The sequence below is a fragment of the Nocardioides sp. Leaf285 genome (genome assembly GCF_001422955.1).
Taxonomy (GTDB): domain Bacteria; phylum Actinomycetota; class Actinomycetes; order Propionibacteriales; family Nocardioidaceae; genus Nocardioides; species Nocardioides kribbensis.
Genome location: NZ_LMNH01000003.1, coordinates 737,504 through 753,636 on the forward strand (window position 1 = coordinate 737,504; position 16,133 = coordinate 753,636).

Genomic DNA, 16,133 nt, shown 5'->3' on the forward strand with positions numbered 1-16,133 from the left:
CCCACCAGGTGCGTGTTACCCGCCCGTGTCGGGGCGTCGCGGGCGGGTAACACCTCGGCTCGGGGTCAGGTCCGGCGGCGCAGCCAGACGGTCGCGAGCGGCGGCACCACGACGTCGGCGTGGGCCGGCTGACCGACGTGCTCGCCCGGCACGGCGACGACCGAGCCGAGGTTGCCGACGCCGGAGCCGGTGTAGCCGCTGGAGTCGGTGTTGAGCACCTCCTCCCACTCACCGGCCTCGGGCAGCCCGAGCCGGTAGTCGTGGTGGGGGATCGCGGAGAAGTTCGTCACGCAGACCAGGTCGGCCGCGCCCTCCCCGCCGTGGCGCACGAAGGAGAACGTGTTGCGACCGGCGTCGTTGGCGTCGATCCAGCGGAAGCCGGTCGGGTCGTGGTCGAGCGCCCACAGCGCCGGGGTGTCGACGTAGGTGCGGTTGAGGTCGCGCACCAGGGAGTGCACGCCGCGGTGCTCGGGGTGGTCCAGCAGCCACCAGTCGAGCTCGCGCGACTCCGCCCACTCCGACTCCTGACCCATCTCGGCGCCCATGAACAGCAGCTGCTTGCCGGGGTGGGCCCACATGAAGCCGAGGTAGGCGCGCAGGTTGGCCAGCTGCTGCCAGCGGTCGCCGGGCATCTTGCGCAGCAGGGACCCCTTGCCGTGCACGACCTCGTCGTGGCTGATCGGGAGCACGTAGTTCTCCGACCAGGCGTAGACCAGGGAGAAGGTCATCTCGCCGTGGTGGTGGGCGCGGTGCACCGGCTCGTGGGCGACGTAGTCGAGCGAGTCGTGCATCCAGCCCATGTTCCACTTGAAGCCGAAGCCCAGGCCGTCGGCGGAGGTCGGGCGGGTCACGCCGGGCCAGGAGGTCGACTCCTCGGCGATGGTCACGATCCCGGGCACCCGCTTGTAGGCGGTGGCGTTCATCTCCTGCAGGAACTGCACGGCCTCGAGGTTCTCCCGCCCGCCGTGGACGTTGGGGGTCCACTCGCCCTCCTCGCGGGAGTAGTCGAGGTAGAGCATCGAGGCGACGCCGTCGACGCGCAGCCCGTCGGCGTGGAACTCCTCGAGCCAGTAGATCGCGTTGGCGTAGAGGAAGTTGCGCACCTCCGGCCGCCCGAAGTTGAAGATGTGGGAGCCCCACTCCTTGTGCCAGCCGCGCTGGGGGTTGGGGTCCTCGTAGAGCGGGGTGCCGTCGAAGCGGGCCAGCGCCCACTCGTCGGTGGCGAAGTGGCCGGGCACCCAGTCGAGGATGACGCCGATGCCGGCCTGGTGCAGCCGGTCGACGAGGCGGCGGAAGCCGTCGGGGTCGCCGAAGCGGGAGTCGGGGGCGAAGTAGGAGGTGACGTGGTAGCCCCACGAGCCGCCGAAGGGGTGCTGCATCACCGGCATCAGCTCGACGTGGGTGAAGGCGAGGTCGGCGAGGTAGCCGACCAGGTCGTCGGCCAGCGCGTCGTAGTCCCACATCGAGCCGTCGTGATGCTTCTTCCACGACGCCAGGTGCATCTCGTAGACGCTCATCGCCTCGGCGACCGGCTGCTTGGCGGCCCGCGCCTCCATCCACTCCTGGTCGGCCCAGGTGTGGGTCGACTCGTAGACCTTCGAGGCGGTCGCGGCGGGCACCTCGGCCCACGCCGCCATCGGGTCGGCCTTTTCCAGCCAGCGGCCCTCGGCGGTGAGGATCGCGAACTTGTACGCCGTGCCGCTGCCGACGCCCGGGACGAAGAGCTCCCAGACCCCCGACGTGCCGAGCTGGCGCATCGGGTGCTGGCGGCCGTCCCAGCCGTTGACCTCCGAGATCAGCCGCACGCCACGCGCCGCGGGCGCCCAGACCGCGAACGACGTGCCGGACACCCCGCCCTCGTAGTGGCGCACGTGGGCGCCGAGCACGGTCCACAGCAGCTCGTGACGGCCCTCGTTGATGAGGTGGAGGTCCATCTCGCGCACGGTCGGCAGGAAGCGGTAGGGGTCGTCGACCTCGTGCGGCTCGCCGTCGTAGGCGACCAGCAGCCGGTAGTCCGGCACCTCGTCGACGGGGAGCACGCCGACCCAGACGCCCTCGTGCTCGTGGGTCAGCGCGGTCTCGCCCCAGGTGCCGCGCACGGTGACGCTGGAGGCGAGCGGCCTCAGCGCGCGCACCGTCACGCCGCCGGGGCCCGGGTGGGCACCGAGCACCGCGTGCGGGTCGCCGTGCTGCCCCGAGACGAGCAGGTCGAGCTCCTCGGTGGGGACGGGGACGGGGTGCTGGCTCTGCGGGGTCATGCCGCTCCGATCTCAGCCACGGCCGCGAGCGGGATGTCCACCCAGGCCGGACGGTTGCGGGTCTCGTAGACGGTCTCGTAGACCGCCTTGTCGGCGAGGTAGGCGGCGAGCAGCACGTGCTCGGCCTCGCTCATGTCACCACCGCTGTAGGCGGTGAGGAAGTGGTTGCGGCTGCGGTGGGCCCACTCGGCGGCGCGCACGCTGCGCTGCTCGGCGCCCGAGGGGTCCTCCTCCAGCAGCTGGCGCTCGACCACGCGCGGGGCGTAGTCGAAGGAGCGCAGCATGCCGGCGACGTCGCGCCAGGGGGAGTCGGGCAGCAGCCGCTCGTGCAGGGGCTTGGCGGGCTCGCCCTCGAAGTCGACGATCTTCCAGCCCTTGGCGGTGCGCAGGGTCTGGCCCAGGTGCAGGTCGCCGTGCACGCGCTGCACCTCCACCTCGCCGAGCGAGGCGACGCGGTCGTAGGCGGCCCGCAGGCCCGCGGCGTGGGCCGCGAGGCTCGGCTGCACCGCGGTGGCCGCCTCGAGCCGCGCGGTCATGGCCGCACCGATCCCCGCGGTCTCCTCGGCGCCCAGCACCCGGGTCGGGAACTGCTCGGCCAGCAGGGCGTGGATCTCGCGCAGGGCCTCGCCGAGCCGGGTGGCCTCGCCGGCGAAGTCGCCACCGACCTCGTGGGCGTGCAGCTCGGGGTCGGCGAAGAGGTTGCGCACGCTGGAGAGGGCTAGGTCCCAGCCGTCGCTGGCGGTGCGGAGGAACTGCTGCAGCATCGCCAGCTGCACCACCGCGCCCGTGCCGCCGTCGGCGGTCTCGTCCATCCAGTCCAGCCAGCCGTAGAGGGAGGCCACCTTGTCGCTGTCGGAGCGGGTGAGGACCTCGTGCACCTGGATGTCGGGGTTGACGCCCACGGTCACCTTGCGGAAGACCTTCATCAGCGAGTCCTCGCCGTAGGCCACCGAGGAGTTCGACTGCTCACCGGAGAAGAGCGTGGAGTGCACGTCGGTGTCGAGCTCGTGGCCGGGCAGCCGGTGGAAGGCCATGGTGCTGCGCTCGTCGGTCATGTTGCCGCCGGGGCGCGAGGCGGCCTGGTGGAAGGAGCGCAGCCAGCCCGCCATGGCGCGACGGTCGTGGAGCGCGTCGTAGGCGTGGACCCAGCCCAGGCCCGGCTCCTCCCACCAGCCGATGAAGGCGTGGTCGAGGCGGGGCTCGGGGTCGGTGTAGAAGGCCAGCGGCACCTGGTAGAGCTCCACGGCGTCGGGCGCGTCGGCGGCGACGTCGGAGTAGGTCAGCTCCACCAGGTGCACCGCCACGGTGGGCGGGCCCTCCACCTGGCCGGGCAGGATCCCGATGCGGCGGATCGCACTGACCGTGAACGGGCGCCCCTTGCCGGCGAACCAGCGGGTGCGGCCCAGGTAGTCGACGAAGACCTGGGGGTCCAGGTGGGTCGGGGGCGTGGTCGGGGGTGTCGTCGGGTCGCTCACAGCAGCTGTCCCTCGTGCGGCTTGTCGCTCGGTGTCAGGCGGAACCAGTAGAACCCGTAGCCGGCCAGGGTCAGCAGGTAGGGCAGCTCGCCGATCTCGGGGAAGGAGACCCCACCCAGCAGCTCCACGGGCCGGCAGCCCTCGTAGCGGCGCAGGTCGAGCTCGACCGGCTGCGGGAAGCGGGAGAGGTTGTTGACGCAGAGGATGGTGTCCTCGGTGCCGTCGTCGGCGACGTGGGTGCGCACGTAGGAGAGCACCGTGGAGTTGGAGCCGCCGAGGTCGTGGAAGTCGCCGAGGCCGAAGGCCGGGTGGTTGCGACGCGCGTGGATCATGCGGCGCGTCCAGTGCAGCAGCGAGGAGGAGTTCTCCAGCTGCGCCTCGACGTTGACCGACTCGTAGCCGTAGATCGCGTCCTGCACCACCGGCAGGTCCAGGCGACCGGGGTTGGCCGAGGAGAAGCCGGCGTTGCGGTCGGAGGTCCACTGCATCGGGGTGCGCACGCCGTCGCGGTCGCCGAGCCAGATGTTGTCGCCCATGCCGATCTCGTCGCCGTAGTAGAGCACCGGGCTGCCGGGCAGCGAGAGCAGGAGCGCGTTGAAGAGCTCGATCTGGTTGGTGTCGTTCTCCAGCAGCGGCGCCAGCCGTCGGCGGATGCCGATGTTGGCCTTCATGCGGGGGTCCTTGGCGTACTCCGACCACATGTAGTCTCGGTCCTCGTCGGTGACCATCTCCAGGGTCAGCTCGTCGTGGTTGCGCAGGAAGATGCCCCACTGGCAGTTGTGGGGGATCGCCGGGGTCTGCTCGAGGATCTCCGAGATCGGGAAGCGCGACTCGCGGCGCACCGCCATGAAGATGCGCGGCATCACCGGGAAGTGGAAGGCCATGTGGCACTCGTCGCCGCCGGACTCGAAGTCGCCGAAGTACTCCACCACGTCGTTGGGCCACTGGTTGGCCTCGCACAGCAGCACGCGACCGGGGTAGTGCTCGTCGACGTAGGACCTGACGGTGCGCAGGAAGTCGTGGGTCTCGGGGAGGTTCTCGCCGTCGGTGCCGGGGCGCTCGTAGAGGTAGGGCACGGCGTCGAGCCGGAAGCCGTCGAGGCCCATGTCGAGCCAGAACGACATGGCCTCGATCATCGCCTCGTGGACCTTCGGGTTGTCGAAGTTGAGGTCGGGCTGGTGGGAGAAGAAGCGGTGCCAGAAGTACTGCTGGCGCACGGGGTCCCAGGTCCAGTTCGAGGGCTCGGTGTCGACGAAGATGATGCGGGCGTCGGAGTAGAGCTCGTCGGTGTCGGACCAGACGTAGAAGTCGCCGTAGGGGCCGTCGGGGTCGGAGCGGCTGGCCTGGAACCACGGGTGCTGGTCGCTGGTGTGGTTCATGACGAAGTCGATGATGACGCGGATGCCGCGCTCGTGGGCCTGCTCCAGGAAGTAGCGGAAGTCCTCGATCGAGCCGATCTGGGGCAGCACGCCGGTGTAGTCGGCGACGTCGTAGCCGCCGTCGCGCAGCGGGCTGGGGAAGAACGGCGGGATCCACAGGCAGTCGACGCCCAGCCACTCGAGGTAGTCGAGCTTCTCGACCAGGCCGCGGAAGTCGCCGGTGCCGTCGCCGTTGGAGTCGCGGAAGGAGCGGACCAGCACCTCGTAGAACACGGCGGTCTTGAACCAGTCGGGCGTGGAGTACGCCGCCTCCCCGGCGTCGACGCCGGAGCTGGTGTGGCCGTCCTCGACGGGGTCGGCGCCCAGCGGCGGACCCTCGGGCGCCGGGCCGGGGCCGTCGTGCTGGTCCTCGACCGGGTCGGTGCGGGTCTCGGTGCGGGTCTCAGGGCGGGTGTCGGGGCTGGTGCTCATGCGGTCCTCCTGACGGAGAAGACGTGGGCGGGCTCGTGGTGGGGGTCGAGGCGCACGTAGTTGTGCTGGCTCCAGGTCCAGGCCTCGCCGGAGATCTCGTCGGTGACGAGGAAGGAGTCGCCCCACTCCATGCCCATCGCGGGCAGGTCGAGGTGGACGGTGGTCTCGCGGGTGGCGTGGGGGTCGAGGTTGAGCACGACGAGCACCGTGTCGTCGCTACCGGCCTCCGCGGCACTGCCCGGGGGCAGCTGCTTGCTGTAGACGAGCACGTTCTCGTCGTCGCTGGCGTGGATCACCACGTTGCGCAGCTGCTGGAGCGCGGGGTGGGCGCGCCGGATCTCGTTGAGCCGCGTGAGGTACGGCGCGAGCGTGCGGCCCTCGGCCTCGGCGCCCTCCCAGTCGCGGATGCGGATCTGGTACTTCTCCGAGTCGAGGTACTCCTCGCTGCCGGGGCGCACCGCGACGTGCTCGTAGAGCTCGTAGCCGGCGTAGACCCCCCACGTGGGGGAGCTGGTGGCCGCCAGCGCGGCGCGGATCTTGAACGCGGCGGGGCCGCCGTACTGCAGGAAGCCGTGGAGGATGTCGGGGGTGTTGACGAAGAAGTTCGGCCGCATCATGTGGTCGGTCTCCGAGGACAGCTCGCGCAGGTAGTCCTCGATCTCCCACTTGGCGGTGCGCCAGGTGAAGTAGGTGTAGGACTGGTGGAAGCCGACGGCGCCCAGCCCGCGCATCATCGCCGGGCGGGTGAAGGCCTCGGCCAGGAAGAGCACGTCGGGATCGGTGCGGCGCACCTCCTTGAGCAGCCACTCCCAGAAGGCCACCGGCTTGGTGTGGGGGTTGTCGACCCGGAAGATCCGCACGCCGTGGGCCATCCAGTGCCGCACCACCCGCAGCACCTCGCGGCAGATGCCGCGGGGGTCGTTGTCGAAGTTGACCGGGTAGATGTCCTGGTACTTCTTCGGCGGGTTCTCGGCGTAGGCGATGGTGCCGTCGGCGCGGGTGGTGAAGAACTCGGGGTTGGTGGTCACCCACGGGTGGTCGGGCGCCGCCTGGAGCGCGAGGTCGAGGGCGACCTCGATGTCGAGCTCGCGCGCGCGGGCCACGAAGGCGTCGAAGTCCTCGAGCGTGCCGAGGTCGGGGTGGACCGCGTCGTGGCCGCCGTCCTTGGACCCGATCGCCCACGGCGAGCCTGGGTCGTCGGGGCCGGGGGTCAGGGTGTTGTTGGGTCCCTTGCGGTTGACCTCGCCGATGGGGTGGATCGGGGGCAGGTAGAGCACGTCGAAGCCCATGGCCGCGACCGCGTCGAGCCGCTTCGCCGCCGTGCGGAACGTGCCGCTGGTGACCGCGCCCGTGGTCGCGTCGCGGGTCGCGCCCTCCGAGCGCGGGAAGAACTCGTACCAGCTGCCGAAGAGCGCCCGGGGGCGGTCGGCGTAGAGCGGGAAGGGGCCCTCGACGGTGACCAGCTCGCGCACGGGGTGGGCCAGCAGGACCGCCTCGAGGGCGGGGTCCTGGAGGGCGGCCAGGCGCGCCTCGACGGGACGCTGCTCGTCCACCGCGGCGGCGAGCCCGGCCGCCACCAGCTCGGCGCCCCGACGGTCGTCGGCGGCCAGCTGCTCGCGCACCTGCTCGAGCAGCAGGCGGCCCTCGGTGAACATCAGGTCGACGTCGACGCCGGCGGGCACCTTGAGGCCCGCGGCGTGCTGCCAGGTGGCGATCGGGTCGGACCAGGCGTGCACCTCGAAGGACCAGGCGCCACCGGCGTCGGGGGTCACCCACGCCTCGTAGTGGTCGGGCGTCGTGGGGTGCTTGGCCATGCGCACGGGGGCGCGGCGCTCCCCGTCGGGGCCGACCAGCACCACCTCGGCGCCGAGCTTGTCGTGGCCCTCGCGGAAGACCGTGGCCGACACCGGCATCGGCTCGCCCACGGTGGCCTTCGCGGGGAGCCGACCGAGGTCGACGAGGGGCATGACGTTCATGACTGGGATGCGTCCGACCATGCGTCCACCCAACCGGCCTGCCCGCGGCGTTGCAAGGCAGGAGACGCGTCGACACCCCTGCGGGTGACCGCAGGGGTGTCGACGTACGGCGGTGGGCCCGGGCCCGCGCGACTCAGCGGGTGAAGACCTGCAGCTCCGCGGCGTGCACGATCGTGCCGCGGTCGGAGGCCGTGGCGCAGTCGGTGTCGTTGAGCGGGTCGGCGTCGGACTCACCGGCGTAGCCGGCGAAGCCGGTGCACTGGTTCTCCAGGGTCACCAGGCGCACGGCCGAGGCCTGGACCGCCCCGATGCGGAAGCTGCGCATGGTCTGGTCGGGCGCGACCGGGCGGGGGCGCCTGCCCGGGAAGGCGTCGGCCCGCGACACGAAGACCCGCTTCCAGGTGGCCCGCGGGCCCGAGCAGCCCGAGGTGCACACCTCGATCGCGAACTTCCGCAGCGCGGTGAAGCGGGAGCCGGAGTCGGGGTCCTCGTCGACGGCCAGCGGCAGCGCGTCCGGGTCGGCCGGGGCGGGGGTCAGCAGGGCGCTGACCTGGACCCGGCGGATCGTGTGCCTGCCGCCGGCGAGGTCCACCGACACCGAGGGACGGGAGACGTCGACGTTCTCCGTGGTCACGCCGCCCCAGTTGGTGGCCTCGGTGCCGTCGATGAGGAAGGCGGCGTTGCGCGAGCCCTCGGTGGCGGCGAGGACCGTGGCCCCGGAGGCCTTCGCGGCGAGGTTGGTGGCCCCGCCGATCCGCACGGTCCGGGCACCGGGACGCACCGTCATCGTGAAGCGGCGGAAGCCCTGCTTCTCCGAGACCGCGAGCATCTCGTAGCGGCCCGGCACGAAGGCGGCCGTCTCCCGCAGCCTCCGGGTCGACCGCGACAGGTCGGCCACCGGGGTGGCGCGGGCCTCGTAGTGGCCGACGTAGACCTCGGTGTCGGGAGCGGCGCCGGTGAAGCGCACCGTGCCGTTCTTCTGCCGCGGCGAGGCGAAGCTGGGCACGGTGGCCTCGGAGTCGGCGTCGGGCACGGAGGCGCCCTTGCCCATGCCGCGCTGGGCGAAGGCCTTCCACATGACCGTCTGGTTCTTGCCCCCGAAGCGCATCCGGTCGGCGGCCAGCATCGCGTCGCGGGCGTCGAGCATGGAGGTGGCGCCCTGCTGGAGCAGGAAGGAGTCGAACATCAGCTGGACCCAGCGGCGGTTGCCCGGGCACAGGTTGGCCGGCAGCGGCGACACGGTCTGGTCGCCCTGGGCGCAGCGCAGCTGGAGCCGCTGGTCGGCGTAGGGGAAGCGGTCGTTCCACGTGCGCACGAGCGCCTGGCGCACCGACCACTGGGTGCCGTTCCAGATCTCGCCGTCGGCGTGGACCTCGGCGCCGGTGGTGTCGAAGCCGTAGTCGGAGTAGTTCAGCGGGTTCTTGTCGATGGAGTAGTCGCGGATGGCCACCGACGTGTTGCCGGTGGCGTAGACGCCGACGGCCCAGATGTTGCCGCCGTTGTCGTAGCCGTGGCTGAACTGGTACTCCGCGGCCACCAGGTCGCTCCACGACTCGCCCATCGCGCCGCCCTGCTCGGAGGTCAGGCCCTCGTCGGGCCCGGCGACCATCCGGTTGCTGATGGCGTGGGTGTACTCGTGGCCGACGATGCCCATGTCGAGCCCGCCGTCGGTGCAGGGGGCGTAGAAGGCCCCGGCGATGGGCTGGAAGAGGTACTGGTTGGTGATGCCGGGGATGCCGTCCTGCAGGGCGATCTGGTTGGCGTTGTCGCGCCCGAGGCCGGTGAGGTACGTCGCGCCCGTGAGGGCGCCGGCCTGGGCGTTGCCGATCTCCTGGTCGCCGCCGACGCCGCCGCGGCCGTGGTTGTCGAGCTGGAGGTTGTAGTTCTCCTCGGTGAAGCCGAGGTAGTAGGAGTAGTCGTGCATGCGGTTGTGCGAGACGAACAGGTTGCCCACCGAGGCGTCGATGTCGTTGCCGCCCGGCACGAGCTGGGCGGGGTCGCACCGGGAGTTGTTCCAGGCGTCGGTGAACTCCGTGGTGTAGTCACGGGTGGGGGAGACCGGGGCCTGGAAGAAGCCGCCCGGGGTCAGGGGGCTGGCCCAGGCCTCGTGGGTGTTGGCGTTGTTGCCGACCGTGGTCAGCGTGGGCACGGTGCCGCCGACGGTGTCCCACGGCCCGACCGAGGCGGGGTTGCGGAAGGGGCCGGTCGGCGTGGTGCAGCCGGCGCCCTGGACCCAGCAGCCGATGACGGAGTTGGTCGGCGTGGCCTCGCCGAGACTGGTCATGGCGGGGTTGGCCGTGAAGTAGCGCCAGCGCGGGTCGGGGAGGCCGGTGCCGGTCTCGGGAGCGCCCTCGTCGCTGGTGGAGACGGTGAGGGCGTACTGCCCGACGACCACCGAGGACGCGTCGAAGGGGCACACCTGCACCGAGTAGACCCCGGCCGGGATCTCCTCGGAGGTGTAGGTGAGCACCTCGGGGCTGGTCAGCAGGTCCTGGGCCAGCAGCAGCTCGCCGTCGGGACCGAAGAGCTTGACCGTGATGTCGTCGGTGGGCGCGGCGATGCCGACGGCGTTGATGGAGCGGGTGAGGTCGTCGTCGAGCTCGAAGGTGTGCGTCGGCCCGCACGCGGTGGCGGTGACGGAGCCGGTGAACACGTCGTCGTACATCGCGTTCTCGACCTGGTTCTGCCGCACGAGGACGTCGCCGGTGACGGCGTCGACCAGCGAGGTGTAGGCGAAGGCGTCGCCCGCCTCGGTGTCGACGACGTTGGCCTCGAGGACCGCGCGCACGGTGCCGTCGGGCATCGGGAGCGCACGCAGGCGCACCTGCTGCTCCTGGGCGAAGCCGGGCACCCGCAGCCGCGTCCAGCCGCCGGAGACGGAGTCGACGACGTCGCCGACCAGACCGGTGTCGAAGGTCGGTCGCACGTCGCGGGTCGCGGCCACCCAGCCCTGGAGCGGGCTGAGGGAGGCGGCCGGGGGCGCGGCGGTGGTGCGCGCGAGGGAGGAGGAGACGTAGGCGACGGTGCCGTCGGCGGCGATGCCGACGGTGACCAGGCCGCCCCGGGCGGGGGCCAGCCCGCCGAAGTCCTGGCGCAGGAGCACGGCGCGGGCCGCGGTGTCGGGCATCGCCTGGTCGTTGACCAGCACCAGGCCGGCCAGGTCGGCGGCGCGCAGCCCGAAGAGGCCCGCGTGGTCGGCCAGCCAGGCGCGGGCGGTCTGCACGGGGGTGCCGGCGTCGGGGCCGAGCACGCCGTCGGCGGGCAGGATGGAGGAGGGCGTGCCGGAGGCGTTCCACCGCAGGTCCACGTCGCCGAGCGCGGCGACGGCGGCGCGCTGGGAGGCCAGGGGCGCGACCGCGTCGCGCACGTCGAGGTCGGCCAGTCCGGCGACCGGGTCGCCGAGGGTGACCACGTCGTCGGGGTGGAGGGCGGGGTCGGCCGTGGCCGCGACCGGGGAGGTGCCGGCGACGGCCGGCAGTTGCGTGAGACCGGGCAGCACGGCCGCGGTCAGCAGGGCGAGGGCGGCCGTGGTGCGACGGCGCCTGGCGGGAGGTGTCATGGCCAGCACAACGGCGGGTGCGGGCCCGACGTTATGCGCGGGCGCGCCACGAAACACGAACGTGACACGGCGCCGCCGGGCGGCCCCACCTACGCGGTGCCTCTTGGAACGATCAAGTCCAGCCGCTACCTTGCCGGGATGCGCGCCATCCGCCGGTTCACCGTCCGTCCCGTGCTGCCCGAGTCCCTCGCTGCGCTCGGCGAGCTCGCGGGCAACCTGCGCTGGTGCTGGCACCCGCCGACGCAGGACGTGTTCGCCGCTGTCGACCCCGCCCTGTGGGAGTCGAGCGGTCGCGACCCGGTCCGCCTGCTCGGTGCGGTCTCGCGGGCCCGCCTCGACGCGCTGGCCCACGACGAGGCCTTCCTGGCCCGACTGGAGGAGGCCCGTGCCGACCTCGCGGCCTACCTCGGCTCGCAGCGGTGGTACCAGCGGGCCACCGCGAGCGGCTCGCTGGAGGGTCCGCGCGCGGTCGCCTACTTCTCCCCGGAGTTCGGCATCACCTCGGTGCTGCCGCAGTACTCCGGGGGCCTCGGCATCCTGGCCGGCGACCACCTCAAGGCCGCCAGCGACCTCGGTGTGCCGGTGGTGGGCGTCGGCCTGCTCTACCGCCACGGGTACTTCACCCAGGCGCTGTCGCGCGAGGGGTGGCAGCAGGAGACCTACCCGGTGCTCGATCCCGACGAGCTGCCGATCTCCCTGCTGCGCGAGCCCTCGGGGGAGCGCGCGCTCATCAGCCTGGCCATGCCCGACGGACCCGAGCTGCTCGCCCGGATCTGGGTGGCCTCCGTCGGACGGGTGCCGCTCCTCATGCTCGACACCGACGTCGAGGGCAACCCCGAGCACTACGTCGACGTCACCGACCGCCTCTACGGCGGCACCAGCGAGCACCGCCTGCGCCAGGAGATGCTGCTGGGCGTCGGCGGCGTGCGCGCCCTGCGCGCCTTCGCCCGCATCACCGGCCACCCCGCTCCCGAGGTCTTCCACACCAACGAGGGCCACGCCGGCTTCCTGGGCCTGGAGCGCATCCGCGAGCTCACCGCCGACCCCGCCGGACCGGGGCTGGACTTCGACACCGCGCTCGAGATCGGCCGCGCCTCGACGGTCTTCACCACCCACACGCCGGTGCCGGCCGGCATCGACCGCTTCTCGCGCACCCTGGTCGAGCAGTACTTCTCCGACGCCGGCCCGACCCCCGGGGTGCCGGTGGAGCGCGTGCTCGCCCTGGGCGCCGAGGACTACCCCGGCGGCGACGCCGGCGTCTTCAACATGGCCGTCATGGGCTTCCGCCTGGCCCAGCGCGCCAACGGCGTCTCGCTGCTGCACGGCGAGGTCAGCCGCGGCATGTTCCACGGTCTGTGGCCCGCCTTCGACGAGGCGGAGGTGCCGATCGGGTCGATCACCAACGGCGTGCACGCCCCGACCTGGGTGGCCCGGGAGATCCTCGAGCTCGCGGCCGGCGAGGGCGCCGACCCCGACGGCGACGACACCGACGCCTTCTGGGCGGCGGTCGACACCGTGCCGGCGGAGCGGATGTGGGCGGTCAAGCGGCAGCTGCGCGAGCGGCTGGTGCACGAGGCGCGCCGGCGACTGGCCGCCTCCTGGGAGCACCGGGGCGCCTCGCGCGCCGAGCTCGGCTGGGTGGACTCGGCGCTGCACCCCGACGTGCTGACGGTGGGCTTCGCCCGCAGGGTGCCGTCGTACAAGCGACTCACGCTGATGCTGCGCGACCCGGCCCGCCTCAGGCGGCTCCTGCTCGACCCCGACCGCCCGGTGCAGCTGGTGATCGCGGGCAAGTCGCACCCCGCCGACGACGGCGGCAAGCGGCTGATCCAGGAGCTGGTGCGCTTCGCCGACGACCCGGAGGTGCGGCACCGCATCGTGTTCCTGCCCGACTACGACATCGCCATGGCCCAGCCGCTCTACCCCGGCTGCGACGTGTGGCTCAACAACCCCCTGCGGCCCTACGAGGCCTGCGGCACCTCGGGGATGAAGGCCGCGCTCAACGGCGGGCTCAACCTCTCCGTCCTCGACGGGTGGTGGGACGAGTGGTACGACGGGGAGAACGGCTGGGCCATCCCGTCGGCCGACGGCGTGGAGGACACCGAGCGCCGCGACGACCTCGAGGCCGACGCGCTCTACACGCTGCTGGAGAACGAGGTCGCGCCCCGCTTCTACGACGTCGACGCCGCCGGCGTGCCGACCCGGTGGGTCGAGATGCTGCGCCACACGCTGAAGTCGCTGGGGCCGAAGGTGCTCGCGACGCGCATGGTGCGCGACTACGTGCGCACCCTCTACGCCCCGGCCGCGGCCACCTCCCGGGCGCTGGGCGCCGACGAGTCGGGGGCCCGGGAGCTCGCGACCTGGAAGGCACGGGTCCGCGCGGCGTGGCCGGGCGTGCGCGTCGAGCACGTGGAGTCCAGCGGGGTCGGCGACGCCCCCGAGGTGGGCGCGGTGCTGAGCGTGCGGGCCTTCGTGGCCCTCGGCGACCTGGCGCCCGACGACGTCACCGTGCAGCTGGTGCACGGCCGCGCCACCGGCGAGGACGAGCTGGTCGACACCGTCACCGTCGACCTCGCCGTCGGCGAGACCTACGAGGGGGGCCGCCACCGCTTCGACGGCGAGGTCGTGCTCGACCACTCCGGGCCCTTCGGCTACACCGCCCGGGTCGTGCCGCGGCACCCGCTGCTGGCCTCGGTCGCCGAGCTGGGCGTGGTGGCCCTGCCCTGACCCCCGGGTGCGTCCGGGGCCGCGGCGGCTACTCGGTCTGCTGGAGCACCAGCACCGAGCGGCTGCCCAGCACCAACCCGTCGCCGGCCTTGACCGCGGTGCCGACCGGCAGCTCGACGTCGGTGCTCACCACGACCTCCCCGGCGCGCACCCAGTCGTTGACCGGCAGCTCGATGCGACTCGGTCGCGAGCTGGAGTTGAGCCAGATCATGAACGAGCTGTCGAACTGCTGCTGCCCGCGCGGGCCGGGGGAGCGCAGCGGCGCGCCCGAGAGGAAGAGGGCGACCGTCTTCAGACCGTGGTCGTGCCAGTCGGCGTCGGTCATCTCCCGGCCCGTCGGGTGGATCCACGCGAGGTCCTTCGGACCGCCGCGGATGGTGGGCCGCCCCTCGAACCAGTGCCGCTGGCGCAGCGCGGCGTGGTCGCGACGCAGCCGGAGCGCGGCCTTCGTGACGCGCAGGACGTCGAGCCAGGCGTCGTCGTCGGACCAGTCGATCCACGACAGCTCGTTGTCCTGGCAGTAGGCGTTGTTGTTGCCGCGCTGGGTGCGCCCGCGCTCGTCGCCGGCGGTGATCATCGGGACGCCGTTAGACAGGCAGAGCGTGGCCATCATGTTGGCGGCCTGACGCCGGCGCAGCTCGAGCACCTCGGCGTCGTCGGTGTCGCCCTCGACGCCGTGGTTCCAGGAGCGGTTGTTGTCGGTGCCGTCGCGGTTGTCCTCGCCGTTGGCCTCGTTGTGCTTGTGGTCGTAGGACACGACGTCGCGCATCGTGAAGCCGTCGTGGGCGGTGACGAAGTTGACCGAGTTGTAGGCCGAGCGGCCGTCGTCGGCGTAGAGGTCGGAGGAGCCGGCGAGCCGGGTCGCGACCCGGTGGATGCCCGAGGACTGCCCCCGCCAGAAGTCGCGGATGGTGTCGCGGTACTGGTCGTTCCACTCCACCCACGGCGGGGGCATCCGGCCCACGAGGTAGCCGTCCATCGAGGCGTCCCACGCCTCGGCGATGAGCTTCACGTGGCGCAGGACCGGGTCCTGGCCGATGGCGGTGAGCAGCGCGCAGCGCATGTCGATGTCGTAGCCGGTGCGGGTCAGTGCCGACATCAGGTCGAAGCGGAAGCCGTCGACGTGCATCTCGGTGACCCAGTAGCGCAGCGAGTCGAGGATGAGCCGCAGCGCCTGCGGGTCGTCGGTGTTGACCGTGTTGCCGCAGCCGGTGACGTCCCAGTAGGTGTCGACGAAGGTCGACGCCCCGGTCTTGTCGTCCACGGTGGGCTTGACCCGCTTGTAGAAGCCGCGGTCGTCGAGGCCGCGGAAGGACAGCGTGGGTCCGAGCGGCCCCGCCTCGGCGGTGTGGTTGTAGACGACGTCGAGGATGACCTCCAGGCCGGCCTGGTGGAAGGCCTTGACCATCTTCTTGAACTCCACCACCTGCTCGCCGCGGTCACCCGTGGCGGCGTAGGCGTGGTGGGGGGCGAAGTAGCCGATGGAGTTGTAGCCCCAGTAGTTCGACGCGCCGCGCTCGGTCAGGCCGGGCTCGGAGACGAACTCGTGGATGGGCAGCAGCTCGACGGCCGTGACCCCGAGGTCCTTGAGGTAGTCGATGACCGCGGGGTTGGCCAGGCCGGCGTAGGTGCCGCGCAGCCACTCGGGGACCCGGGGGTGCAGCTGCGTCATGCCCTTGACGTGGGCCTCGTAGATCACCGTGTCGCGCCAGCGGCGCCGCATGGGCGTGTCGCCCTCCCAGTCGAAGGAGGTGTCGACGACGACGCTGCGCGGCACGTGGGGCGCGGAGTCCTCGTGGTCCTGCTCCGACGGTGCGCCGCGGACGTAGCCGAAGGTCGCGGCGTCGGGGGTGTAGTCGCCCGAGACCGCCAGGCCGTAGGGGTCGAGCAGGAGCTTGGCGGGGTTGAACCGCATGCCGCGCTCGGGGTCCCACGGGCCGTCGACGCGGTAGCCGTAGCGGGTGCCGCGCGGCAGGGCGGGCAGGGCGCCGTGGAAGATGCCCAGCGACCGCTCGGTGAGCGGGTAGCGGGTCTCCACGTCGGGCCCGGGTCCGTCGGGGCCCTCGGGGCCGTCCTCGAAGATGCAGACCCACGCCTCGGTCGCCGCCGGGGCGTAGACCGCGAAGTTGGTCGACTCCTGGCTCCAGGTCGCGCCGAGGGGCCAGTTGCGGCCGGGCCAGACCGGCGAGGTCTGGCCGAGGTGGGTCCACTTGGTCGGTGTCACGGCATGCATCATCGCCGATGGTGGCAGCATGCCGGAGGACTACCGCCCAAACCCGGGCCCAGCA

At 72.2% G+C, this 16,133-nt stretch carries 7 protein-coding genes; 1 reads left to right on the forward strand and 6 read right to left on the reverse strand.

Going from position 1 to position 16,133, the window contains the following annotated elements; translation table 11 throughout:
• Nucleotides 1-65: 65 nt before the first annotated feature.
• The 5 genes from glgB to ASF47_RS11830 all read right to left on the reverse strand — a co-directional run bounded on the left by glgB (nucleotide 66) and on the right by ASF47_RS11830 (nucleotide 11,118).
• Nucleotides 66-2,258 carry a 1,4-alpha-glucan branching protein GlgB gene (gene glgB / locus ASF47_RS11810; RefSeq protein WP_056864161.1) on the reverse strand — a complete coding sequence of 731 codons (2,193 nt, stop codon included), beginning with the start codon at nucleotides 2,256-2,258 and terminating at the stop codon, nucleotides 66-68.
• On the reverse strand, nucleotides 2,255-3,733 hold the full coding sequence (locus ASF47_RS11815; protein WP_056864162.1) for a maltokinase N-terminal cap-like domain-containing protein: 1,479 nt from the start codon (nucleotides 3,731-3,733) through the stop codon (nucleotides 2,255-2,257). The genes glgB and ASF47_RS11815 overlap by 4 nt, the downstream gene beginning before the upstream one ends.
• Nucleotides 3,730-5,583: a maltose alpha-D-glucosyltransferase gene (gene treS, locus ASF47_RS11820; protein ID WP_082500235.1), complete on the reverse strand. Its 1,854-nt coding sequence runs from the start codon at nucleotides 5,581-5,583 to the stop codon at nucleotides 3,730-3,732. Before treS ends, ASF47_RS11815 begins: the two co-directional genes overlap by 4 nt.
• Nucleotides 5,580-7,580 (reverse strand): alpha-1,4-glucan--maltose-1-phosphate maltosyltransferase, encoded by a 2,001-nt coding sequence (locus ASF47_RS11825; RefSeq protein ID WP_056864163.1) that lies wholly within the window; start codon nucleotides 7,578-7,580, stop codon nucleotides 5,580-5,582. The genes treS and ASF47_RS11825 overlap by 4 nt, the downstream gene beginning before the upstream one ends.
• A gap of 112 nt (nucleotides 7,581-7,692) precedes the next feature.
• The gene (locus tag ASF47_RS11830) at nucleotides 7,693-11,118 is read right to left on the reverse strand and encodes a M36 family metallopeptidase (RefSeq protein ID WP_056864620.1); all 3,426 of its coding nucleotides are present in this window, start codon (nucleotides 11,116-11,118) and stop codon (nucleotides 7,693-7,695) included.
• Between the two features lie 138 nt (nucleotides 11,119-11,256).
• On the opposite strand from ASF47_RS11830, the gene glgP reads away from it, so the two are divergent.
• A complete protein-coding gene (gene glgP / locus ASF47_RS11835; RefSeq protein ID WP_056864164.1) occupies nucleotides 11,257-13,845 on the forward strand; it encodes an alpha-glucan family phosphorylase in 2,589 nt (862 codons plus the stop codon).
• Nucleotides 13,846-13,873: 28 nt separating this feature from the next.
• Here the strand turns inward: glgP and glgX are convergent, their stop codons facing one another.
• Nucleotides 13,874-16,069: a glycogen debranching protein GlgX gene (gene glgX, locus ASF47_RS11840; RefSeq protein WP_056864165.1), complete on the reverse strand. Its 2,196-nt coding sequence runs from the start codon at nucleotides 16,067-16,069 to the stop codon at nucleotides 13,874-13,876.
• Nucleotides 16,070-16,133: the final 64 nt, after the last annotated feature.